The sequence below is a fragment of the Flavobacterium sp. CYK-55 genome (genome assembly GCF_018413465.1).
Classification (GTDB): domain Bacteria; phylum Bacteroidota; class Bacteroidia; order Flavobacteriales; family Flavobacteriaceae; genus Flavobacterium.
Genome location: NZ_JAHCDK010000004.1, coordinates 108747 through 131303, shown reverse-complemented (window position 1 = coordinate 131303; position 22557 = coordinate 108747). Strand labels below are relative to the sequence as shown.

General features: G+C 38.1%; 21 protein-coding genes. 11 read left to right on the top strand and 10 right to left on the bottom strand.

What is annotated here, in order from left to right; translation table 11 throughout:
• Positions 1-2 precede the first annotated feature (2 nt).
• A complete protein-coding gene (locus tag KIH23_RS07100; protein WP_213212462.1) occupies positions 3-1262 on the top strand; it encodes an aminotransferase class I/II-fold pyridoxal phosphate-dependent enzyme in 1260 nt (419 codons plus the stop codon).
• A 54-nt stretch (positions 1263-1316) separates the two neighbouring features.
• Here the strand turns inward: KIH23_RS07100 and KIH23_RS07095 are convergent, their stop codons facing one another.
• Complete coding sequence (locus tag KIH23_RS07095) at positions 1317-2435, bottom strand: GTP cyclohydrolase (RefSeq protein WP_213212460.1); 1119 nt, start codon at positions 2433-2435, stop codon at positions 1317-1319.
• A gap of 2 nt (positions 2436-2437) precedes the next feature.
• Positions 2438-3439, bottom strand: coding sequence for a transporter (locus tag KIH23_RS07090; RefSeq protein WP_213212458.1), 1002 nt, complete (start codon positions 3437-3439; stop codon positions 2438-2440).
• 120 nt (positions 3440-3559) lie between these two features.
• On the opposite strand from KIH23_RS07090, the gene KIH23_RS07085 reads away from it, so the two are divergent.
• The 4 genes from KIH23_RS07085 (at position 3560) to KIH23_RS07070 (ending at position 9124) form a co-directional block, all read left to right on the top strand.
• The gene (locus tag KIH23_RS07085; protein WP_213212456.1) at positions 3560-3829 is read left to right on the top strand and encodes a DUF4834 family protein; all 270 of its coding nucleotides are present in this window, start codon (positions 3560-3562) and stop codon (positions 3827-3829) included.
• 84 nt (positions 3830-3913) lie between these two features.
• Entirely contained in the window at positions 3914-6358 is a 2445-nt protein-coding gene (locus tag KIH23_RS07080) for a YfhO family protein (RefSeq protein ID WP_213212455.1), read from the top strand.
• 9 nt (positions 6359-6367) lie between these two features.
• Positions 6368-7642, top strand: coding sequence for a glycosyltransferase (locus KIH23_RS07075; RefSeq protein WP_213212453.1), 1275 nt, complete (start codon positions 6368-6370; stop codon positions 7640-7642).
• Positions 7643-7654: 12 nt separating this feature from the next.
• Complete coding sequence (locus KIH23_RS07070; protein WP_213212451.1) at positions 7655-9124, top strand: lipopolysaccharide biosynthesis protein; 1470 nt, start codon at positions 7655-7657, stop codon at positions 9122-9124.
• A gap of 61 nt (positions 9125-9185) precedes the next feature.
• On the opposite strand, the gene KIH23_RS07065 is transcribed toward KIH23_RS07070, so the two are convergent.
• Positions 9186-9722: a hypothetical protein gene (locus KIH23_RS07065; RefSeq protein ID WP_213212449.1), complete on the bottom strand. Its 537-nt coding sequence runs from the start codon at positions 9720-9722 to the stop codon at positions 9186-9188.
• A 221-nt stretch (positions 9723-9943) separates the two neighbouring features.
• Here KIH23_RS07065 and KIH23_RS07060 point away from each other — a divergent pair, with 221 nt between their 5' ends.
• Positions 9944-10414: a hypothetical protein gene (locus KIH23_RS07060; RefSeq protein ID WP_213212447.1), complete on the top strand. Its 471-nt coding sequence runs from the start codon at positions 9944-9946 to the stop codon at positions 10412-10414.
• Here the strand turns inward: KIH23_RS07060 and uvrA are convergent.
• Complete coding sequence (gene uvrA, locus KIH23_RS07055) at positions 10411-13200, bottom strand: excinuclease ABC subunit UvrA (RefSeq protein WP_213212445.1); 2790 nt, start codon at positions 13198-13200, stop codon at positions 10411-10413. The two genes, KIH23_RS07060 and uvrA, sit on opposite strands and share 4 nt — an antisense overlap.
• A 297-nt stretch (positions 13201-13497) precedes the next feature.
• Here uvrA and KIH23_RS07050 point away from each other — a divergent pair, with 297 nt between their 5' ends.
• Both KIH23_RS07050 and KIH23_RS07045 read left to right on the top strand, forming a co-directional pair.
• Entirely contained in the window at positions 13498-14082 is a 585-nt protein-coding gene (locus tag KIH23_RS07050) for an RNA polymerase sigma factor (protein ID WP_213212443.1), read from the top strand.
• A gap of 52 nt (positions 14083-14134) precedes the next feature.
• Positions 14135-14278 (top strand): hypothetical protein, encoded by a 144-nt coding sequence (locus KIH23_RS07045; RefSeq protein WP_213212442.1) that lies wholly within the window; start codon positions 14135-14137, stop codon positions 14276-14278.
• Between the two features lie 37 nt (positions 14279-14315).
• Here KIH23_RS07045 and KIH23_RS07040 read toward each other — a convergent pair whose 3' ends face one another.
• Complete coding sequence (locus KIH23_RS07040; RefSeq protein WP_213212440.1) at positions 14316-14951, bottom strand: endonuclease III domain-containing protein; 636 nt, start codon at positions 14949-14951, stop codon at positions 14316-14318.
• A gap of 97 nt (positions 14952-15048) precedes the next feature.
• Between KIH23_RS07040 and bcp the strand changes: the two genes are divergently transcribed.
• Complete coding sequence (bcp, locus tag KIH23_RS07035; protein ID WP_213212438.1) at positions 15049-15501, top strand: thioredoxin-dependent thiol peroxidase; 453 nt, start codon at positions 15049-15051, stop codon at positions 15499-15501.
• Positions 15502-15532: 31 nt separating this feature from the next.
• On the opposite strand, the gene KIH23_RS07030 is transcribed toward bcp, so the two are convergent.
• Positions 15533-16996, bottom strand: a complete 1464-nt coding sequence (locus KIH23_RS07030; protein ID WP_213212435.1) for a TonB-dependent receptor — start codon at positions 16994-16996, stop codon at positions 15533-15535.
• A gap of 94 nt (positions 16997-17090) precedes the next feature.
• Here KIH23_RS07030 and KIH23_RS07025 point away from each other — a divergent pair, with 94 nt between their 5' ends.
• Together KIH23_RS07025 and KIH23_RS07020 are read left to right on the top strand one after the other, a co-directional pair.
• Positions 17091-17855 (top strand): MBL fold metallo-hydrolase, encoded by a 765-nt coding sequence (locus tag KIH23_RS07025; RefSeq protein ID WP_213212432.1) that lies wholly within the window; start codon positions 17091-17093, stop codon positions 17853-17855.
• A 2-nt stretch (positions 17856-17857) separates the two neighbouring features.
• A complete protein-coding gene (locus KIH23_RS07020) occupies positions 17858-18358 on the top strand; it encodes a hypothetical protein (protein ID WP_213212430.1) in 501 nt (166 codons plus the stop codon).
• On the opposite strand, the gene KIH23_RS07015 is transcribed toward KIH23_RS07020, so the two are convergent.
• The 4 genes from KIH23_RS07015 to KIH23_RS07000 are packed head-to-tail and all read right to left on the bottom strand — an operon-like array spanning position 18359 to position 22511.
• Positions 18359-19009 carry an alpha/beta hydrolase gene (locus KIH23_RS07015; protein ID WP_213212428.1) on the bottom strand — a complete coding sequence of 217 codons (651 nt, stop codon included), beginning with the start codon at positions 19007-19009 and terminating at the stop codon, positions 18359-18361. It abuts the gene before it with no gap.
• 3 nt (positions 19010-19012) lie between these two features.
• Positions 19013-19339, bottom strand: coding sequence for a hypothetical protein (locus tag KIH23_RS07010; protein WP_213212426.1), 327 nt, complete (start codon positions 19337-19339; stop codon positions 19013-19015).
• Positions 19336-20589: a dihydroorotase gene (locus tag KIH23_RS07005; protein WP_213212425.1), complete on the bottom strand. Its 1254-nt coding sequence runs from the start codon at positions 20587-20589 to the stop codon at positions 19336-19338. The genes KIH23_RS07010 and KIH23_RS07005 overlap by 4 nt, the downstream gene beginning before the upstream one ends.
• Positions 20586-22511, bottom strand: coding sequence for a vWA domain-containing protein (locus KIH23_RS07000; RefSeq protein ID WP_213212423.1), 1926 nt, complete (start codon positions 22509-22511; stop codon positions 20586-20588). The genes KIH23_RS07005 and KIH23_RS07000 overlap by 4 nt, the downstream gene beginning before the upstream one ends.
• Positions 22512-22557 lie beyond the last annotated feature (46 nt).

Sequence of the window (22557 nt, the reverse complement as noted above, 5' to 3'; positions counted from 1 at the left end):
TCATGGTCAAAGATTTATTCGAAAGAATTCAAAACAACAAAGGCCCGCTCGGAAAATGGGCTTCACAAGCCGAAGGATATTATGTGTTCCCTAAACTCGAAGGAGATTTGGGCCCGCGCATGCAATTTCACGGAAAGGAAATATTAAACTGGAGTATTAACGATTATTTGGGCTTAGCCAATCATCCTGAAGTGCGCAAAGCCGATGCTGATGCTGCTCAGAATTACGGTGCTGCATATCCGATGGGTGCGCGAATGATGTCTGGTCATACAAGCATTCATGAACAATTAGAAAATGAATTGGCAGCATTTGTACAAAAAGAGTCAGCCTATTTGTTGAATTTCGGATACCAAGGAATGGTTTCAACCATTGATGCTTTGGTTACTAAAAATGACATCATTGTTTATGATGTTGATGCACATGCATGTATTATTGACGGTGTTCGTCTACATATGGGCAAGCGTTTTACCTACAAACACAACGATATTGAGAGCATGGAGAAAAACCTTCAGCGAGCTACTAAAATGGCGCTTGAAACAGGGGGTGGAATCTTGTTTATCACCGAGGGTGTTTTCGGAATGCGCGGTCAGCAAGGAAAACTTAAAGAGATTGTGGCTATGAAAGAAAAGTACAATTTCAGATTGTTGGTTGATGACGCACATGGTTTTGGTACTTTAGGAAAAACAGGTGCCGGAGCAGGTGAGGAGCAAGGTTGTCAAGACGGAATTGATGTTTATTTCTCCACTTTTGCCAAATCTATGGCTTCTATCGGAGCTTTTATTGCTGCTGACAAAGACATTATAGATTATTTGAAATATAATTTGCGCTCACAAATGTTTGCCAAAGCTTTGCCGATGATTCAGACCGTTGGGGCTTTGAAACGTTTGCAAATGTTGCGCAACATGCCTGAGCTTAAAGACAAACTTTGGGAAAATGTAAATGCGCTTCAGAACGGCTTGAAATCTCGTGGGTTTAATATTGGTGATACCAATACTTGCGTTACTCCGGTTTATCTTGAAGGAAGCATTCCAGAAGCTATGGTCATGGTGAACGATTTGCGCGAGAATTATGGAATTTTCTTGTCTATCGTGGTATATCCGGTGATTCCAAAAGGAATTATCTTGTTGCGAATGATTCCAACAGCTTCGCATACATTGCGTGATATTGAAGAAACTTTAGCCGCTTTTGAAGCCATTCGCGAAAAGTTGACCAACGGAACTTATAAAGCTATTGCTGAGCAAACAACCGTTGATGTCAGTTAATTGCTAAACTTTGTTTTATAAAAAAAAGCGCTTCAATACGAGGCGCTTTTTTTATTACTGAATTGATTTGAGGTAAGTTCGTCTTCGGCGTGTTACCCGCGCATCAATGTTTTTCCAAAGATTGTGGATGGAGTGATTTTCTTCAAGTTCCGGAGTTCTGATGCATTTGGTGATACCGTTGGCTTTGAATGTCTTGAAAAAATCATCAAATATAATGGCGGTGACTCCTTTGTTTTGATATTCGGGCGCAATGCCAATCAAATAGAACAAAACTTCTTTACTGTTTTTTTTAGCTTTCAAAAGATGATAAAATCCAAACGGGAATAATTTGCCATTGGCTTTTTGCAGGGCTTCAGAAAATGAAGGCATGACAATCGTAAAGGCAATCATTCGGTTGTCTTTGTCAAAAACAAATTTGATATATTCAGGATTGATAAACGGGATATATTTTTTCTTAAAATATGCACGCTGTATGTCTGTAATGGCTACAAAAGATGCCAAATGGGCATAAGTTGTATTGAACAAATCGAACATTTCATCAACATAAGGCATAATATCTTGTGTTCGGGTGAAATTCATAGAACTCAGTTCATATCTTTTACGTACAAATTCTTGTGCTCTTGCAAAGACAGTCGGATCAACTTGACTCAACAAAAAACTGCTTTCATGATATTCTTTTTCTTTTACATAGCCCAACTGCTCTAAGTGCTGCGCATAATACGGAAAGTTGTACCAAGTAATCATAGAACCTATATAGTCAAAACCCTCAGTCAAAACCCCTACTTTATCAAGGTTTGAAAAACCCATGGGGCCTTCAATATGTTCTAGGTTGTTTTTAAGACCAATTTCACGCACTTTTTCGAGCAAAGCTTTGGTCACTTCAACATCATCAATAACATCCCACCAACCAAAGCGCATCTTTTTTTTATGTTGATTATTGACTTCATTCCAGTTGATAATGGCTGCAATTCTACCAACTATCTTGTTGTTTTGATAGGCCAAAAACAAATGGGCTTCAGCAGATTCGAATGCCGGATTTTTAGTTATATCAAAATTTTCTATTTCATCAGCTATAAGCGGCGGAACCCAATAAGGATGATTTTTGTATAAATCAAACGGAAAAGTGACAAAATCTTTGAGCTGTTTTTTGTTGTTGACTTGAATAATTTCCATCGTTAATTAGCTTTTTCTCCTGATTCAACAGCATCCATGCGTTTTTTCTTTTTCTCTTTTTGTTTGTCTTTTTCCTTCTCAAACTTTTTATCCATTTTTGATTTTCCTTCTTTTTTATCTTTTGGAATACGCAACATAAAATCGCTGTATTGGCCTTCGAATCTCCAGGAGAAACCTACATTGGCATACATTATTTTGGGTGCATACTGCAAGTTTGAACCAACTGAGGCGTCAATTTGTATATTTTTCTTGAGCAAATACGCAGCTCCAATGCGCATGTAATTTTCTCTGAAGTTTTCGCCATTGATGCCCTGAATTTCAAACATTCCCGACATACGCATATTAAAACCACGCGTTACCGTTAATATGTAATCAAACGAATTTCGCTGTGACGGAAATTGATCTAAAATAAAGTTCGTTACAAAGCTGTATTTGCCAAATTGATGTTGTGTGATGAGCATTCCTTTGGTAGCGATGCCGTTTTCTTTCCACATTCCGGTACGCAAGAATTTTTCTTTGGCCAGATTAAAATGCAATCCACCGTAAATGCCAACTGCCGGGATGAATTGGCGCCAATTAAATTTGTGGTTGGCTTTCCAGCTATACAAATTAGGTTTGGGTTCGTAATTCATCTCAGGATCATAAATCATATACTTTAACCCCAAAGTTACTCGTCTAAGTGCTGCTTGATGACCATCACCACCCGGAAAACTGTAGCTCTCGTTGTAGTAGTTCACGTTGGCATTGAGTTCGAGTTGTTCAAAAAAAGCACCGTATCTCATTTCTAAGTCGCTGGACCAAGCTTGCGCATTAAAGTCATTGTCGTGATTTTTTTCGTCAATATAGCTCAAACCCCATTCAGTTTGAAAAATGGTTTGCCCAACAGCAAAAGCTCCCATAGATTTTCCGGGGCGATTCGAGTTGATTTCGTCAGTATATTGACCATATTGAGCCGTAGAATACAGCAAAAAAAGCAAGGCTAAAAGGAATTGGTTTTTGAACATAAAATGGTTGTTGTGGTTGATAAATCCACCGTTTCAAAAGTAATATAAAAAGCCACAATTTATGAATCTGTTATCATTTTTGCATCATGGATTATGTACATTTGTCAAAAATTTATGCACATGCAAACGGCATCTTTGAGCGGTCTTTTAGAAACGCTTTTATACATCATCGCTTTTTATTACTTACTAAAATTTGTTGCACGCTTGCTCTTGCCAATTATGGTTCAGAAGGTTGTGCAGAAAGCAGGTCAAAGCTTTCAGCAACAATACCAGCAACAATCAAGAACGAATCAGAATCAAGACGAAATTATTCGGGATCATGCCAAACAAGACAAGCCGCGTGAAACCAAGATTGTAGGCGAGTACGTTGACTTTGAAGAAATAGAATAAAACTCATCAAAACACGGTTAAAGGTTGTGAGTTTTTGATTATTTTTGACTCTTTAAACTGCCAACCTCACGGGTTTTCAAAACTATGACAAACTATTTCAAAAAAATCTACGCACATATCTTGGTTGTTTTAGGATTTGTGTTGGTTTCGTGTCTTTACTTTTATCCAATTCTTCAGGGCAAAAAAATATTCCAATCTGACATAGTTCAGTATACCGGAATGGCCAAAGAACAAAACGATTTTCGCAATACTTATCACACCGAACCTTACTGGACAGACAGTGCTTTTGGCGGTATGCCAACGTATCAGTTGGGAGCCGAGTATCCGCACGAATACATCAGTAAACTAGATCATATCTTGCGTTTTCTGCCCCGGCCTGCAGACTATTTGTTTCTGTATTTCTTGGGCTTTTATGTGCTTTTACGCGTACTCAAAGCTGATGTTTTACAGGCTTTTTTCGGAGCATTAGCTTTTGGTTTTTCAACTTATTTGATTGTTATTTTGGGGGTAGGGCACAATGCCAAGGCTCATGCAATTGCTTATATGCCTATGGTGGTTGCCGGTGTTTTGTTGGTCTTTCGCAAAAGGTACATAATCGGAGGCATTGTTACAATGTTGGTAGCTGCGCTTGAAATCAATGCCAACCACTTTCAGATGACCTATTATTTGTTGTTGTTTTTATTGGTAATTGGCACTTATTATTTGGTACAATTGATCAAAGAAAAACAGTTCAAAGAATTGGCTCAAGTATTCTTGGTTTTTGGGGTTTCGGCTGTAGTTGCCATTGGTGTTAATGCTACTAATTTGATGGCTACTTCTGAATATGCCAAATTCAGTACCCGCAGTAAAAGCGAACTCACTTTTAATCCCGATGGGAGCGAGGCTACAACCCAGAATGCTATGAGTAACGAATATATTACTGAATATAGTTACGGATTAGCCGAAAGCCTTGATTTGTTTGTACCGCGTTTGTTTGGTGGTTCCAACAGTGAAAACCTTGGCACTGATAGTGCTGTTTATGAATTTGCGGTTAATCAAGGTGTGCCAGAATCACAAGCCAAAGAATTTTCTGAAGGCTTGCCAACGTATTGGGGCGATCAGCCTATAGTAGCTGCCCCGGCCTATATTGGAGCGGTAGTTTTCTTTCTGAGTTTATTGGCCTTTTATGCGGGCGGGCGTAGATTGCGTTTTGCTTTTCTCACGGCAGCACTGATTTCATTGGCTTTGTCTTGGGGTAAAAACTTCTCGGTCTTGACCGATTTTTGCATTGCATATTTACCGATGTACGATAAATTCAGAGCGGTTTCATCCATTCAGGTTATCCTTGAAGTATGTGCGCCGGTAATTGCTATATTAGGTTTACAACAATTTTTCAGGTTACCTAAAGAGAAACAATGGTCGGTTTTGTGGAAAACTGCCGCGACAGCTTTGGGAATTTTAGCGGTCTTATTTTTAGCCAAAGGCATGTTTGAATATGCAGGCCCAATGGATGCTTACTACCGACAAAACTACGGACCGGACTTTGTAGAAGCACTCAGATCAGACAGAAAATCATTGTATATGGCTGATTTATTGCGCAGTGGGTTTTTCATGATGGTTGTTTCGGTTTTACTTTGGCTGTTTCAAAAAGAGCGCATACAAAAAAACAGCGCGATTATTTTGATTGGTATTTTTATGGTGGGTGATTTGTTTTTTATCGACCGAAATTATGTGAGTAGCTCTGACTTTTTGAGCGCCCACGAAGTTGATGCTCCGTTTGCACCAAATGCTGCCGATCAAATGATTCAAAACGATAAATCTCATTTTAGGGTTTTTGACATTGACGGAAACATGAGTAGTGCAAGAGCGTCGTATTTTCATAGTTCAATTGGTGGATATCACGCTGCAAAACCCAGAAGAATGCAGCAACTTTTTGATTATCAAATTGCCAAAAATAATATGGGTGTCTTGGATATGCTCAATGTAAAGTACATCATTCAAACCGATTCAACCGGAGCGGCTGTTCCGATGCTTAACGATATGGCCAATGGCAACGCTTGGTTTGTTCAAAAGCTTCACCTTGTAAGCACAGCCAATGAAGAAATGCGTATTTTAAATAAACTCGATACCAAAAATATTGCGGCAGTAAACAAGAATGATTTTGCACATTTGAACATCACCGAACAAGAGTTTGTCAAAGACAGTCTGGCTTCAATCAAACTCACGCAATATTTGCCTAATCATTTAACTTACGTTTCTAATAATACAAATGCAGGCTTGGCTGTTTTTTCTGAGATGTATTATGCCGAAGGATGGAACGCTTATCTTGACGGAAAATTAGTACCTCATTTTAGGGTTGATTATGTTTTGCGTGCAATGCAAGTTCCGGCGGGTCATCATAAAATTGAATTTAAGTTTGAACCTGAAGTAGTAAAAACCGGTAGTTCAATAGCTTTAGGAAGTTCAGCCTTAATGTTGATGCTCATTGTTGGCGGATTGTATTTTGAAAGAAAAAAACTTTGGTTTACCCACAAAGATCAAAACAACTAAATTTTAACCATGAAAAAAGTGCTGATCATCACTTATTACTTTCCTCCGGCAGGCGGACCCGGTGTTCAGCGTTGGTTAAAATTTGTGAAATATTTACCTGATTTTGGGTTTCAACCCATTGTTTACGTGCCTGAAAATCCTTCTTATCCCATTATTGATGAGCACCTTTTAGATGAAGTTTCTGAAAAAACGACGGTTTTAAAACAGAGAATTTTTGAGCCTTATGCCTTGGCCTCTTTTTTTTCAAAGGATAAAACTAAAAAAATCAGTGCTGGTATTATTCCTAACGAGCGTAAGCAAACCCAAATTGATCGTTTTTTATTGTGGGTTCGCGGTAATTTATTTATCCCTGATGCACGGGTTTTATGGGTAAAACCTTCAGTTCGTTATCTCAAAAAATATATTCAAGAACATCAAATTGATACGGTTATTACCACTGGTCCGCCACATAGCTTACATTTGATTGGTTTAAAATTAAAAGAACAACTCTCAGTGCGTTGGTTGGCTGATTTTCGAGATCCGTGGACTACTATTGGGTATCACGATAAACTTCATTTATCAGAAAATGCTGCTTACAAACATAAAATGCTAGAAAAAAGAGTGCTCAACCTAGCAGATGAGATTATTGTGACCAGCCCGAGTACAAAAGTTGAGTTTGAGAAAAAAACCGTTCAACCGATTACCGTAATTACAAATGGTTTTGATATGGAAAAGGTGGCAAAGCAAACTTTAGATGAAAAATTTAGTTTGGCACATATCGGCTCTTTTTTATCTGAGCGAAACCCTGTGCATCTTTGGCAAGCCATTTCAGATTTGGTTAAAGAGATTCCCGGTTTTGCACAAAATTTAGAACTTAAGCTTATAGGTACAGTAAGTAAAGAAGTTTTAGATACTATAGGTAGTTATAATTTGGGTGAATTTGTAAATAATCTGGGATATGTTTCGCATCAGCAAGCAATAGTTCACCAGAGAAAGTCACAAGTTCTGTTGCTTATTGAAATAAATTCAGCCAATACCATTAGTATTATTCCGGGTAAATTATTTGAATATATGATATCCAATAGGCCTATTCTTGCGATTGGACCCAGAGGTTCGGATTTTTCTAATATAATACAACAAACCAACACCGGTGTTTTTTATGATTATGCCGCTAAAGAGGAGATCAAACAAACTCTGAAACAATGGTATACAAAGTATCTTGAAAAAAACTTGAGTGTACATGCCGTGGGCGTTGATCAATATTCTCGTCAGAGTCTTACCAAAAAACTATCCAGTTTACTCTAATAATCGATTTGTATGGGCATCGTTCAAAGTCAATCGATAAAAAATACCATTATTACTTTTCTGGGTTTTGGCATTGGAGCGGTCAATGCACTTTTTTTCTACACTCATTTTTTAGGAAAAACACATTATGGTATGGTGGCCTTTTTACTGTCGGCTTCCAACATTATGATGCCGCTTATGGCTTTTGGGGTTCATAGTACTTTGATTCGGTTTTATTCTAATTGCCGTGATGAGCAACAGCGGGAGACTTTTTTAAGCTTCATGCTTTGGATGCCGCTCTTGCTGATAATTCCACTGCTGATTGCTTTTTATTCTTTTTATGATCAAATTGCTTATTGGGTCATCAGCGAGAACCCCGGTATAAAACCCTTTTTTTGGTTGATTCCGATTATTGGTATTTGCATGGGCTATTTTGAGATTTATTATGCTTGGGTCAAAGTTCACATGCAGTCTGTTTTAGGAAATTTTATTAGTGAAGTTTTGGTTCGACTGTTGGTGATGGGAATGCTGTTTTCGGTTCATTTTGACTGGATGACCAAAGATGGATTCATTTATGGCTTGTTGGGGGCATATATTATACAATTTTTGGTGATGAAAGCCTATGCGATGTATGTCAAAACTCCGCGTTTACATTTTAAATTACCACACAACAGTAAAGAGATTTTTGGTTACTCGTTTTTTATTATTCTGTCGGGTGGAGTAGCTGTATTACTCATGGATTTTGATAAAGTTATGATTCCGGCCTACAGAGATATCAGCAGTAATGCGCTTTATTCAGTAGCTATTTTTATCGCGACGGTTATTGCTGTTCCGAGCCGGGCTATGTTGCAAATTATTTATCCGATTACAGCCAAACTTATCGGCGAGAACAAACATAGAGAATTACAGGATTTATATCAAAAAAGTGCTATTACTCTTCAGGTGATCGGAGGTATGGTGATGTTGGGTATTTTTGTCAACATCCGACAAATATATGAGCTAATACCTTCTGATTACAGCGGTGGAATCACTGTGGTTTTTGTTATTGGATTGTCAAAATTTTACGATGTGATTCTCGGGAACAACAATGCTATTATTCTCAATACAAAGTATTATCGTTGGGTATTGATGTTTGGTTTGTTGCTTGTTTTTATGATGATTGGTCTCAACATGCTTTTGATTCCTCCTTATGGAATTGAAGGCGCTGCGTGGGCAACACTCATTTCAGTTTGTATTTATAATACAATTAAGCTTTGGTTTGTTGTGCGTAAGATGAATTTGTTTCCGTTTACAATCAATACGCTTAAGTCATTTGTTATTATGGCCTTGGTGTTTTTGATGTTTTATTTTTGGGATTTTAATTTTCACCCTTTGGTTAATATTATAGCTAAGTCAGCATTGATTGTACCGATTTATGTTTTTCTAAATTATCGTTGGCAAGTTTCGAGCGAAATCAATGATTTAATAGATCACAAAACCATGAAGTTTTTTAAAAAGACATAAAAAAATCCCGCCAATGCTCTGATTAGCGGGATTTAATCAATAACCCAATTTTTAACTATTATCATCTTTCTTTACCGGTTCTGTAATAAGTTCCAGTGTGCGTAGAATACTCTTCAAAATGACTAGAATCATCGTTACAACTATTATACCAAGTTTGACAACTTTTTACAGAACCTAGTATTTTTGTGATTTCACCTCTACAGTTATAGATAATTCTCAAACCACCCACTTCTGATAAAGCAAATCGGTTGTAATTCATAAATACACTACCAATTCTTTTGATTCTGTTTTGTTCATCGTAGTTCATATAAACTTTTCCAATACTTCTGATACGACCTTGTGTATCTCGAGTGATGCGAACACCTTTTGGTTCTGAATGGCGTCGACCATTGCGGTATACTACTTCTGAACTTGCTTCAGTATTTGTACTGAAATCAAAACCACCGTCGGTAAAAATGTAAAACTTAATTCCTCGTTCGGTAAATGTGATTGGCTCATCAAAATAATTGTTTTTGTTTGTCAAAGAACGAAGGGTTGATGCTGAGGCTGCTGCTCCGGTTAACCAAACAACAGCGGTCAAAAGAGTAATTGTTTTCATAAGGCATCGTGTTTAAAGTGAAGGCCAAACTCATTTCGGCCGTTGCTAACCCAATTGCAAGTGGTATGCCAAAAAAGATGATTTAAACCACAAAATAAAACGGGAGGTTTTTATGTTTCAGATTATCAGAAAGATAGATTTTTACGTAGGTAGGTATTTTTTTCTCAAACTCATTTCTATTCAATCAATTTTCATATTTTTGGCGAAAATTTTTCAACCCCATGAAGTATATCCTCAGTACTGTTTTCTTATTTGTAGTTTTTTTCTCAAATGCCCAAACTACTCCTGTAAAGGTCAATGAACAGCGTCGTTTTAGTTCAGATAGCCGTTTGTTTTATGTTTGGAATCAAGAGCGTGAAGCTTATGATTTGAAAGATACAGAGTATGAAAGTTCTGTTATCGATATACGTGAAATCAACACCAAAAGCAATGGGTATATTGCTATAGCGCTAACTGATGATGGAAAAACCCGTTTATACCACGGTTCAATAGTCAATTATTCGTTAGATGAAGAAGGGGTCGCAACTTGGATTTTGCGTTCTAAAAGTGCGCGCGGAAAATTGTCACTTGACCCTAAAGCAAAAAAAATTACTTATTCATTTGAAAGCAATGAAACGCGCTATGTAAAGATTTTTGTTTTCAATCTTTTCTTTGCTGATGATGCGCCTGATATGCCTTCACAAGAAAACTAGAGCTTTTCCTTAAGGTATTTTCCGGTAATTGATTTTTTATTTTGAACAATTTCTTCTGGTGTTCCAACAGCTAATAAGTTTCCGCCGTTTTCACCGCCTTCAGGGCCTAAATCAATGATATAATCGGCACATTTAATCAAATCAATGTTGTGCTCAATTACTATAATCGAATGCCCTTTTTCAATCAGGGCATCAAATGAAGCCAATAGTTTTTTGATATCGTGAAAATGAAGCCCAGTTGTGGGTTCGTCAAAGATGAATAGGGCTTTTTCTTTGGTATTTCCTTTAACCAAAAAAGAGGCAAGCTTAATGCGCTGTGCTTCGCCTCCTGATAAAGTTGAAGATGACTGACCGAGTTGTACATAACCCAATCCTACATCACGCAAAGGTTGAAGTTTTTGAACAATTTTCGTTTGCTTATGCGTTTCAAAAAAATCAACAGCGTCATCAATAGTCATCGAGAGTATGTCATCAATGTTTTTACCCTCAAAATTTACTTCGAGGATTTCTTTCTTAAAACGTTTTCCGCCACAAGTATCGCAGGGCAATTGCACGTCGGCCATAAATACCATTTCTACATTGATGCTACCTTCTCCGCTACAAGTTTCACATCTGCCGCCATCAACATTAAACGAAAAATGTTTGGGCTGATAACCGCGAATTTTAGACAGTTTTTCTTTTGAAAACAAATCGCGAATGTCATCATAAGCTTTGATATACGTCACCGGATTTGAACGTGAGCTTCGACCAATGGGGTTTTGATCCACATATTCAATGTGATGTATTTTGTGATAATAGCCTTGCATATCGCTAAACTGTCCGGCTTTTTCGCCTACACCTTCGAGTTTTCGCTGAATAGCAGGATAGAGAATTTTTTTGACCAAAGTACTTTTCCCGCTGCCTGAAACACCTGTAATTACCGTGAGCATTTCTAACGGGAAACGCACATCAATGTTCTGTAGATTGTTCTCGCGTGCGCCTAAAATATCAATATAACTGTTTGATTTGCGGCGACTTCTCGGAACAGAAATTTTCATCTGTCCACTGAGGTATTGCGATGTAAGGGAATCTGATTTTAATATTTCGGCATAAGTGCCTTGAGCTACTAATTTTCCACCAAAAGTGCCGGCTTCTGGGCCAATATCAATAATCATATCAGCAGCTTTCATAATGTCTTCGTCGTGTTCAACCACCAAAACCGTGTTGCCCAAATCGCGCAATGAAAGCAAAACATTGATGAGCCTTTCCGTATCTTTTGGATGAAGACCAATACTCGGTTCATCTAAAATATACATCGAGCCCACCAAACTACTACCCAATGAAGTTGCCAAGTTGATCCGTTGCGATTCTCCGCCTGAAAGCGTGGCTGAATTTCGGTTGAGTGTCAAATATTCAAGGCCTACTTCAGACAAAAACTTCAATCGGTTGTTGATTTCAATCAGTAATCGTTTAGCCACTTTTTGGTCGTAATCGGATAATTCTAGATTTTTAAAAAACGCTACCAATTGTTTGATGGGTAAATCTACCAAATTTGAGATGGTTTGCCCTCCTACTTTTACATATGATGTTTCGGGTCTTAATCTTCGGCCTTTACAACTGTGGCAGGTGGTTTTTCCGCGGTAGCGCGAAAGCATCACGCGGTTTTGAATTTTGTAATTTTTCTCTTCAAGTTCCTGAAAAAAATCATTCAAACCTTGAAAATAGCTGTTGCCTGTCCAGAGTAACTCTTTTTGTGCTGTACTGAGTTCAAAATAAGGTTTGTGAATCGGGAAATCAAATTTATAAGCGGAGTTCACCAATTGATCGCGATACCAACTCATGCTTTCTCCGCGCCAAGGGTAAATTGCGTTTTCATAGATAGATAAAGAAGTATTGGGCACCACCAGATCAGGATCAATCCCAATGATATTGCCATAACCTTCGCAAACAGGGCAGGCTCCATAAGGATTGTTGAAGCTGAATAGATGAATATTCGGTTCGAGAAAACTCATACCATCCAACTCAAAATTATGGCTGAAAGATATTTTTTCGGGTGAATCTAAAGCGTTTAGTTGACAGAAACCTTTTCCTTCAAAAAAAGCAGTTTGAACAGCATCTGAAAGCCTGTTGTAGAACTCTTCATCGTCTTTAACAATAATACGATCAACAACTAAATAAAGATTTTTATTGTCAACCGAAGCCAAATCAATTTCGTCTAGACGAAGCATTTCACCTTTAGATAATATCCTAGCAAAACCTTGTTGCAACAATACTTTGAGCTTGTCATCGAGTTTTCGGTCTTTTTCTAATTGAATCGGAGCCAAAAGCAACCATTTGCTGCCCATCTCCATATTTTTGACGGCATCAACTACATCTGAGACTGAGTTTTTCTTGACTTCTTGTCCTGAAATAGGAGAGTAGGTTTTGCCAATTCTGGCGAACAAAAGTTTGAGATAATCGTAAATTTCAGTGGTAGTGCCCACCGTTGAACGCGCATTGGTAGTGTTGACTTTTTGTTCAATGGCAATGGCCGGAGCGATCCCTTTGATGTATTCAACTTTGGGTTTGTCTAATCTGCCCAAAAACTGACGCGCATACGATGATAAACTCTCCACATAACGTCTTTGCCCTTCAGCATAAAGTGTATCAAAAGCCAAAGATGATTTTCCGGAACCTGAAAGTCCGGTAATTACTACGAGTTTATTGCGCGGAATGGCCACATCCAGATTTTTGAGGTTGTGCATTTGCGCACCTTTGATCAAGATGTTTTTTTGGGGTTCGAGCTTCGAAAAATCAACAGTTTTCATGGCAAAATAAATGTGCGCAAAGATATATAATTCAGCCGTGAAATTCTATGGAAGTCAATCTGTACATTCGTTAAAATTGCATCAACAACAATTATTTAAATTGGATAAAATGCATTTAATATTCATTGAATTATTGCATTAAAATTGTTAAAGTTTCAATCTTCATTTGTTTTTGAGAAAAACTTTATGCTATATTTGGATTATAATTAATCATTCTTTAACACTATTGCCTATTACGTAAAACTACTTTTTAGAGACATTTCTCCAAATTTATTATTAAAACTAAAAGGTAATTTTATGGCTAGTGTTCAAATCCCAGATGCTTTATTGGTTAAGAATTATATAGCCGGCGACGAGTCTGCTTTGGCTACATTAATTCAACGTCATCAGTCTAAGGTGTACGGTTTTATTTACTCAAAAATAGCCGATCGCGACTTGGCAGATGATTTATTCCAAGATACTTTTATCAAAGTCATCAAAACGTTAAAATCAAATTCGTACAACGAAGAAGGAAAGTTTTTGCCTTGGGTCATGAGAATTGCCCACAATTTAATCATCGATCATTTCAGAAGAAACAAAAAAATGCCGATGTTTCGTGAAACAGAAGAGTTTTCTATCTTCTCCATCATGAGCGATAACAATCCAACTATTGAAAACAAAATGATCGTTGAGCAAGTTGAAAGCGATTTGCGCAAACTCATTGAAGAATTGCCACAAGATCAGAAAGATGTGCTCATGATGCGCATGTATCAAGATTTGAGTTTTAAAGAAATCTCAGAAATTACGGGTGTTAGCATTAATACGGCCTTGGGTCGTATGCGATACGCGCTCATGAATTTGAGAAAAGTAATTGATAAGCATCAAATTATTTTAACCAATTAACAATAATGTAAAAGTTGCTGCGTTGTAAGGTTGTAAACACAAAAACAGCTTTATGGCAAAACTCTACACTAAGAAAACATTAGCAACTTCAAACATGTTACCCAAAAAAGAAACCATCTCTTTTTTACTCAATTATTCAAAAGCACTCCACTTTATCAAAGTGGGAAACTTAAAAATAGAAAGCATTGCTAATTAAAAGACATCCCGGTTTAGGCCGGGATTTTTTATGCTGATTATTTCACGAATTCTTTTCTTCCAATGGTGCGCGTAATGACGTCTTTTTCAAGATTCCAGCCGCGTGCCGGCGAATATTCTCGTCCGTACCATATAATCTGCAAATGGAGTTTGTTCCAAAGTTCTTTCGGAAACAGTCGTTTGGCGTCTTTTTCAGTTTGAACTATGTTTTTTCCGTTGGATAAATTCCAGCGATGCATCAGTCGGTGAATATGCGTATCCACCGGAAAAGCCGGAACGCCAAAAGCCTGGCTCATCACTACACTGGCCGTTTTGTGCCCGACAGCCGGAAGCGCTTCTAAGTCTTCAAAACTCTGCGGAACTTCACCGTTGTGTTTTTCGATTAAAATTTGCGACAAGCCGTAAATTCCTTTTGATTTCATCGGTGATAAACCACAAGGACGAATAATATCTTGAATTTCTTGAACAGAAAGTTTCACCATATCATACGGATTATCAGCTTTGGCAAATAATAAAGGCGTAATTTGGTTCACGCGAACATCAGTGCATTGAGCTGAAAGCAAGACAGCAATCAACAAAGTATAAGCATCTTTGTGATCGAGCGGCACCGGAACATCCGGATAGAGTTCATTTAACGTATTTATAACAAATGTTACACGTTCTTTCTGAGTCATTGTCTTTAATTTTAACCTTACAAGTATACACAAATAGATGTTTTTAGCCAATATTCTACATTCATTCACCCGATTAAAATTTATAACCGAATTTCCTATGACAACATTAAAACCGGGCGATGCCGCTCCGCAATTTTCAGCATTAGATCAAGACGGAAAACAACATAGTTTGTCTGATTATCAAGGCAAAAAAATGGTCGTTTATTTTTACCCAAAAGCCAATACTCCCACTTGCACCGTCGAAGCATGTAATCTTCGCGATAATTATAATCAGTTTTTGGCGCAGGGTTATGCTATTTTAGGTGTAAGTGCAGATTCAGCCAAGGTTCAAGCTAATTTTAAGAAAAAATACGATTTACCTTTCCCGCTTTTGGCCGATGAAGATCGCTCAGTCATTAATGCGTTTGGCGTTTGGGGGCCGAAGAAATTTATGGGAAAAGTTTTTGATGGTATTCACCGCATCACTTTTGTCATTGATGAACACTCAAAAATTGCAGAAGTCATCACCGATGTGAAATCAAAAGAGCATACCGCTCAGATTCTCAAATAAATAAAAAGGCCGCTTGAATAAGCGGCCTTTTTTATGAGTTACTTTCTTCAAGAACTTTATTCGGATCATAACCAAAAAGCTGGTCTTTTTTGATGAGTTCAGCAATACCCGCCGGAAGCATACTCTCCCAGCCGGTTTTTCCTTGGCTGATCATTTTGAGTACTTCACGAGAGAATACTTGTAAGTTGTGCAAATCAAACCCTTCAATATCGACTACTTTTCCGTTGAATTTAAAGAACTTATACAGTTCTTTCATACGCGGATGAACTTTGAGGTTTTCAGAATTGATTACTTCGCCATCATCTCCTAACATAGGATATAGGAATACTTTTAAATCGCGATAAAACAATTTTCCAAATGCTTCGAGAATGCCACCGCTCAAATGGCGATAGTACTTTTCGTCAAAAATATCCACCAAGTTGTTCACGCCCATGGCCAATCCCATACGAGCTTTGGTGTAGGCTGAGAAATATTCAACCACGCGATAATATTCTTGAAAATTTGAAATCATTACGGTTTGCCCTAATGAACAAAGCAATTCTGCTCTATCCATAAAGTCGCGTTCGTCAATTTCGCCTTCAGAACGAAGATTTGATAAGGTGATTTCAAAAACAACAAGCGTGTTGTCTTTGTCTACTTTATTTTCGGCTAAGAACATATTGAGTGAATGCTCATACATGTCCATGTTTACTTTGGTTACGGGTCTGAAACTTCCGCGCAAAGCCAATATATTTTTTTTGTACAAAATGGCGGCTGGTAAAACGTTGTTTCCTTGCGGATCAAACATTACCGCATCGGTCATTCCGTTTTTAACCAATTGCAAACTCATCAAACGATTGTCAATATGCGAGAAACGCGGACCTGAAAAGTTGATCGTGTCAATCTCTAATTGATCTTTGTCAAGATGATCGTATAAATAGCGCAGTAATTTTTTAGGTTCATGGAATTTATAAAAAGCTCCATAAATCAAGTTTACACCCAAAATCCCCAAGGTTTCTTGTTGCAAGCGGGCATCGGTTTCTTTAAATCTGATGTGAATAATGATGTCATTGTAGTCTTCATCAGGATCAAGTTGATAACGAATTCCTACCCAACCATGGCCTTTAAATTGTTTAGCGAAATCAATAGTTGCTACTGTATTGGCATAGCTAAAAAACAATTTGCTCGGATGCTTTTCACGACTCAAACGTTTTTCCATAAGATTGGTTTCATGGGCCAACATTTTTTTCAAACGACTCTCGGTTACATAACGTCCGTCATCTTCAATTCCATAAATAGCGTCACTAAAATCTTTGTCATAAGCACTCATCGCTTTAGCAATCGTACCTGACGAACCTCCGGCTCTAAAAAAATGCCTTACCGTTTCTTGACCGGCGCCAATCTCGGCAAAAGTTCCGTAAATATTTTCATTTAGATTGATTCGAAGCGCTTTGTCTTTGGTCGCGGGGATATGCTCAATAGCTCTATCGCCTTTAATCCTGGTTTCTTTGTCCATTTTGGGAAGCAAACATAAAAATTCATCACAAAGTTAGTAAAACAGCCCTTTTGCAAAAGAGAATTAATAGTATTTTTGTAAAAAAATAACATAATTGAAAGTCTACTTTTTAGGAACAGGAACCTCACAAGGAATTCCGGTCATCGGGAGCCAACATTCTGTATGCAAAAGTGACGATCCCAAAGACACTCGTTTGCGGGTTTCAGTATGGATTCATTGGGATGATTATTCGTACATCATTGATTGCGGCCCTGATTTTCGTCAGCAAATGATCACTTCACGCTGCCCAAAAATTGATGGGATTCTCTACACCCACGAACATGCCGATCATACCGCCGGTCTAGACGATATCAGACCTTTTAACTTTCGTCAAGGCGACATTCCGATTTATGCTCATGCGCGGGTCATTGCCAATTTGCAAAAGCGATTTGACTATGTTTTTGAGACCGAAAACAAATACCCCGGAGCGCCATCAGTTCAACCGATTGAAGTTTTACCAGATGTACCTTTTAAAATAGGCGATAAAATGGCTATTCCTATAAATGTTGATCACGGACGATTGCAGGTTTTTGGTTATCGAATTGACGATTTTGCCTATTTAACCGATGTAAAAACGATTGATCCACATGAAATTGACAAGTTAAAAGGCGTACAAGTTTTGGTGGTGAATGCTTTGCGTGAAGAGCCACATCATTCACATTTTAATCTTCAAGAAGCTTTAGAGTTTATTGATTTGGTCAAGCCTGAACGCGCATACCTCACGCACATCAGTCACTTATTCGGATTTCATCAAGACATTCAAAAGAAATTACCCAAACATGTTTTTGTAGCCTACGATAATTTAGAAATTACTTTATAATCATGAAAAAATCACTGTTTTTATACTTGTTTATCATTGCTGCTTTGATGAATATTTTTACCTATATGTATTTTAATCAGAAATCAACTTTTGATCAAAATCATACCGAAGTTGTTCGAAAAAGCTTAAAAGACAGTATTCAAAGTTTGCAAAACAAAATGGTTGATGCCGATTATTTTTCAATTGAGAAAGATCAAAATGCTCAAAATTATTTTGACAATGCCAATATTCCGCAGTTTGGTTCCTATGAAGAACTTTCAAAATTTGTGACCGATGCGCTTATTGCGTTCAATGATAATCCGGCCGGAAATCCGTATACCGGGCAAGCACCCATTGGCGGAAAAAAATTCATCATCAACAAAGCTAAAGTGCTCAATCATCGTTGGATAGTGGCCGATTGTAGCGATGGTCAATACTGGGGCGAAGTTTTACTCAAGTATTTTATCAATCCCGATAAAACCGTTTCATTTGAAGTGATTCAATCGGTGGTTTATGACAAATAATTAGCGCGTTTGCGCGAGCCAATTTCTAAAGTCAAAGAAGTTTTGCGGCGCCACACCGTGTCCTACCGGATATTCTTTATAAGTTACATCAATCTTGAGTTGCTCTAAAGCTGGCGCAACTTTGCGAGCCCAATCCACCGGAATAACCTGATCAACAGTTCCGTGTGATGCAAAAATCTTGAGGCTTGAAAAATCGTTTTGCGCGTAATTTTCAGCCATCATATCCAAGTTTAAGTAACCGCTCATCGCAACCACTCGCTGCACCTTTTCAGGATGTGATAAAGCCACCGCATAACTCAAAATACTTCCTTGACTAAAACCAATCAAGGTGATTTTTTGAGCATCAATGGCATAATTATCAATTAGTTCATCAATAAAACCAGCAATCAAATCGCGAGAGCTGCGGGCTTGGTCTAAATCAGAAAATTTATTTTCATCGGCATCAAAGTTAATGGCATACCAAGCATAACTTCCGTACATCAAATCATAAGGCGCGCGCGCTGATATAACATAATATTCATCGGGCAATTCTGAGGCAAATGAGAACAAATCTTCTTCGTTGCTCCCATAGCCGTGTAGCAATAACAAAAGCGGATTTTGATCGAGTTTAATCTTAGGTTCGCGAACTAAGTGATAGAGTGAAAAAGCCATAGATTATATAAAATGAAATACTTTTTGAAACCAATTGCCTAAGAGCGGAATGGCTCTTGTTTTGCCTTGAATGGCGCTCATAAATCCGTAGCTCCAAAGCACAAAAATGAATATCCACATCGAGAAACTAATCATCAAATTATCAAAATTACTTACGATGAGACCAAGTGAGAAGAAGGTTATGGTCAAACCCAAAGCTTGCCGAATGTGAAAAGCGGCAAAACGGTTGCGGGTTTCGGAGTTCATCGATAGCGCAATAAGCACGCCGATAAACAAAATATAACTGGTAATTGCGGCAGTTTTGCCTTCTTTGATTAGGTCGTCGGTCATGATAAAATCAATTGGTTTCGGTTGAAAATTCCGTAGGCTTTACCTTTGAGTTTTTGCCCCAGAAAAGCAGCGTTTTTTGATTTTGAAAGGATGTCTTTTTCTGAAAAAATCCATTCCATATTCGGGTTGAACAAGGTTAAATTGGCTTTTTGTCCGATGTTGATTGAACTCGATTCTACACCAAAAACATGGGTTGCTGCCGTGAGTTTTTCAATAACCATCTCCAACGAAAGTACTGAATTCAAGGCTCCGAAAGCACTTTCTAAACCAATGCTTCCATAGCTGGCCAAATCAAATTCGAGTTTTTTTCCTTCTATATCAATGGGCTGATGATCTGAGGTAATTACATCAATCGTTCCGTCAACAACCGCAGCCAAAAGAGCTTGTCTGTCTATTTCATTGCGCAAAGGCGGCATGAGTTTGTAGCGCGTGTCAAATCCGTCCAGAACTTCATCAGTCAACACCAAATTTGAAACCGCAACACTACATGAAACCTGTAAACCTTTTGCCTTGGCTTGTTTGATCAAAGCTGCTGAAGTCGCTGATGAGATGGTCGGAATATGCAGTTTTCCACCGGTGTATTCTAATAAAAATAAATTGCGCGCCACATGAATTTCTTCTGCCAGTGCTGGAATTCCTTTCAAGCCTAAACGAGTCGATACTATTCCTTCGTTGACAACGCCGTTGCCTTTGAGGTTCTGATCTTGCGAAAAAGCAATGATGTGTCCACCAAAGTCTTGTGTATATTGAAGCGCTAACTTGAGTAAATTGCTGTTGGAAATGTCTTTATGATAATCGCCAAATGCAATTGCTCCGGCGTTTTTCATATCGTATAATTCGGCCAGTTCTTTTCCGGCTGACTCTTTGGTGAGCGCGCCAATAGGGTAGAGGTTAACCGCTGTTTTTTCAGCCTTACTTTTCGCCCATGAAATTGCAGTTTGGTTATCATGAATCGGCTCTGAATTTGGTTGAAGCGCTACTGAACTAAATCCGCTGAGTGCCGCAACCAAACAACCGTTTTCAATGGTTTCTCGCTGTTCAAAACCAGGTTCGCCAAAACACACGCTTGAATCAAACCAGCCGCGCGAGAGATGAAGATTTTCAAGTTCAACCATCTGAACATCTGAATCGGGTTGTAGATTAGACGCGATATTCTGTATCGAACCGTTTTCAATAAGCACATCAACCGTTTGTTGGTGAAAAGCGCTCTTAGGGTCGATAATCTTTGCTTGTTTGAGCAGTGTTTTCATTTGACCAGTTTTTGAATGAATATTTCGAGTGTCAAAAAGATAAGTGTCAAAACCACTAACCATTTCCAGAGGGTTTGATCAGTTCTTTCGGTCAGTAAAGCGTCAAAAAATCGATCTACGCTGGGTTTGATGGTAAAATCTGATAAAGCATTTACGGCCTCAGGGTCAGGCTTGCTTTCGGTGCGTGAATAGTTGAAACTCACATTTTTGAGCGCATTATTTCCTTGAAATACCGAGTAATTCCCAGCCAACTGTGGCGCTTCACTACAATTAAGTTTTACTTTGTTGCTCAAGATTTGTTGCGTTGGAATAAATTTCTCACGAGGGTTTTCAATGCGTAATATTTCATCTTTACCCAGCGTGGTATCCACCAAAATCGGATTATTTTCACCAATGGTATAAGCCGCAACCCCGGTTTTGGCTCTGCTTAGCGCCATATTGTAAAACACCGGAACAATCAGCGGTGAGCGTTGAAAATTTGAGTTTTGTGTATTGAGCGCAGCGGCAAAAACATATACGGCGCCCAACGGATTTTGTATAGAACTCAGAAAAACACTTTGATCTTCATAGCTCAAAATGGCCGGATAAGCATTGCTAATGCCAAATTGGCTTTGGGTTTTTGGGTATTGAAAATTGGCTACTTGTTTTTCAAAGACACTGCTAAACACCGGATTTTTGAAGGATATTTTGGTGATGAGTTTTTCTGAAGCTTTTGGGTTTTGTAACTGAATTTGCCCCAATTGACTCAAAAATTGATTGAGATTGGTGAGTTTGCATTGCATTGATGGAATCACAATAATGTTTCCGCCTTTGGCTGTAAAATCTTTTAGCGTAGTTTGAAGTGCTTGTGGAATTTCGGCGAGTTCGTTGAGCACTATGGCATCGTTTTCTTCTATTTTGTTGTAGTCAAGTTCGCGCAATGAATAATTCCCGTAATTGAATTCATCCGGCGTGTAAATCTTATTTAAAAAGTTGCTTTTATCGGCATCGCCTATACTCAAAACATTGACTTTTTTTGGTTTTGAAATGCTTAAATAATAGGTGTTATCATACAATAAAGCATTGTCGGTAATTGAAACATAACCCTGAAAATCATTTTTCGGTATGGTAAATCGCATCAGTTTTGAATCAGTTTCCATTGAAACAATGGTTTTGGCCATAAGCTTGTCGAGATTGTACAAAGCAATCGGAAGTTCTTTGGTTTGTCCGTAAGCGGTGAGTTGTACACCAATTTCGTAAAACTGGGCCGAAGTTTGACTCACAAAAACACTGTCAACAGACACATTGCTCTTTTGTTCTGATTTGGGTGTGATAAAAGTAGTATTCCAACTTTTGTCAATGCTTTTGAGCTGTTGCGCTTGCAAACCTACAGCATCGGTAATCACTACGATATCTTTGGCAGATGATGGTTCGTGGGCTTTAATTTTAGCCATCGCGCTTTCTAACTGAAACGGCAACGGACTATAATTCAAATGTTGTAATTCTTTTCTGATTGATTTGATGTCGGTGTTCCAATACGTTTCAGAATTGGTCAATAACGAGAAGGTTTGATTTTCCGGAACGTGTTCGAGTAAATCTTCAACCGCTCGTTGAAACAATGGGCCTTTTTGTCCTTTGGCCTGCATGCTGTACGAATTGTCCAAAACAATATACATCGAGTTATGGCTATTTTTGCTGTCTTTGGCCTCAAAATAAGGTTGGGCAAATGCCAAAATCAAGAAGGTCAACAATAGCAAACGCGTGGCGAGCAACAACCATTTTTTGATTTGTGAACTCTTGCGGGTTTGAATAGAGATTTGTTGTAAGAACCGAACATTAGTAAAATATTCTTTCTTAAATCGACGCAATTGAAACAAATGTACCAGTATCGGAATAACCAGTAAAAAGAGGAAGTAAAGAATTTCCGGATGTTTAAATTGCATGCTGAATTTTGTTTGTCAAAAATAGCAATCAAAAGTCAATAATCGG

Excerpts from the sequence above, each read along its gene's own strand:
- KIH23_RS07100 (WP_213212462.1), top strand. The coding sequence starts at position 3 with ATGGTCAAAGATTTATTCGAAAGAATTCAAAACAACAAAGGCCCGCTC.
- KIH23_RS07095 (WP_213212460.1), bottom strand. The coding sequence starts at position 2,435 with ATGGAAATTATTCAAGTCAACAACAAAAAACAGCTCAAAGATTTTGTC.
- KIH23_RS07090 (WP_213212458.1), bottom strand. The coding sequence starts at position 3,439 with ATGTTCAAAAACCAATTCCTTTTAGCCTTGCTTTTTTTGCTGTATTCT.
- KIH23_RS07085 (WP_213212456.1), top strand. The coding sequence starts at position 3,560 with ATGCAAACGGCATCTTTGAGCGGTCTTTTAGAAACGCTTTTATACATC.
- KIH23_RS07080 (WP_213212455.1), top strand. The coding sequence starts at position 3,914 with ATGACAAACTATTTCAAAAAAATCTACGCACATATCTTGGTTGTTTTA.
- KIH23_RS07075 (WP_213212453.1), top strand. The coding sequence starts at position 6,368 with ATGAAAAAAGTGCTGATCATCACTTATTACTTTCCTCCGGCAGGCGGA.
- KIH23_RS07070 (WP_213212451.1), top strand. The coding sequence starts at position 7,655 with ATGGGCATCGTTCAAAGTCAATCGATAAAAAATACCATTATTACTTTT.
- KIH23_RS07065 (WP_213212449.1), bottom strand. The coding sequence starts at position 9,722 with ATGAAAACAATTACTCTTTTGACCGCTGTTGTTTGGTTAACCGGAGCA.
- KIH23_RS07060 (WP_213212447.1), top strand. The coding sequence starts at position 9,944 with ATGAAGTATATCCTCAGTACTGTTTTCTTATTTGTAGTTTTTTTCTCA.
- uvrA (WP_213212445.1), bottom strand. The coding sequence starts at position 13,200 with ATGAAAACTGTTGATTTTTCGAAGCTCGAACCCCAAAAAAACATCTTG.
- KIH23_RS07050 (WP_213212443.1), top strand. The coding sequence starts at position 13,498 with ATGGCTAGTGTTCAAATCCCAGATGCTTTATTGGTTAAGAATTATATA.
- KIH23_RS07045 (WP_213212442.1), top strand. The coding sequence starts at position 14,135 with ATGGCAAAACTCTACACTAAGAAAACATTAGCAACTTCAAACATGTTA.
- KIH23_RS07040 (WP_213212440.1), bottom strand. The coding sequence starts at position 14,951 with ATGACTCAGAAAGAACGTGTAACATTTGTTATAAATACGTTAAATGAA.
- bcp (WP_213212438.1), top strand. The coding sequence starts at position 15,049 with ATGACAACATTAAAACCGGGCGATGCCGCTCCGCAATTTTCAGCATTA.
- KIH23_RS07030 (WP_213212435.1), bottom strand. The coding sequence starts at position 16,996 with ATGGACAAAGAAACCAGGATTAAAGGCGATAGAGCTATTGAGCATATC.
- KIH23_RS07020 (WP_213212430.1), top strand. The coding sequence starts at position 17,858 with ATGAAAAAATCACTGTTTTTATACTTGTTTATCATTGCTGCTTTGATG.
- KIH23_RS07015 (WP_213212428.1), bottom strand. The coding sequence starts at position 19,009 with ATGGCTTTTTCACTCTATCACTTAGTTCGCGAACCTAAGATTAAACTC.
- KIH23_RS07010 (WP_213212426.1), bottom strand. The coding sequence starts at position 19,339 with ATGACCGACGACCTAATCAAAGAAGGCAAAACTGCCGCAATTACCAGT.
- KIH23_RS07005 (WP_213212425.1), bottom strand. The coding sequence starts at position 20,589 with ATGAAAACACTGCTCAAACAAGCAAAGATTATCGACCCTAAGAGCGCT.
- KIH23_RS07000 (WP_213212423.1), bottom strand. The coding sequence starts at position 22,511 with ATGCAATTTAAACATCCGGAAATTCTTTACTTCCTCTTTTTACTGGTT.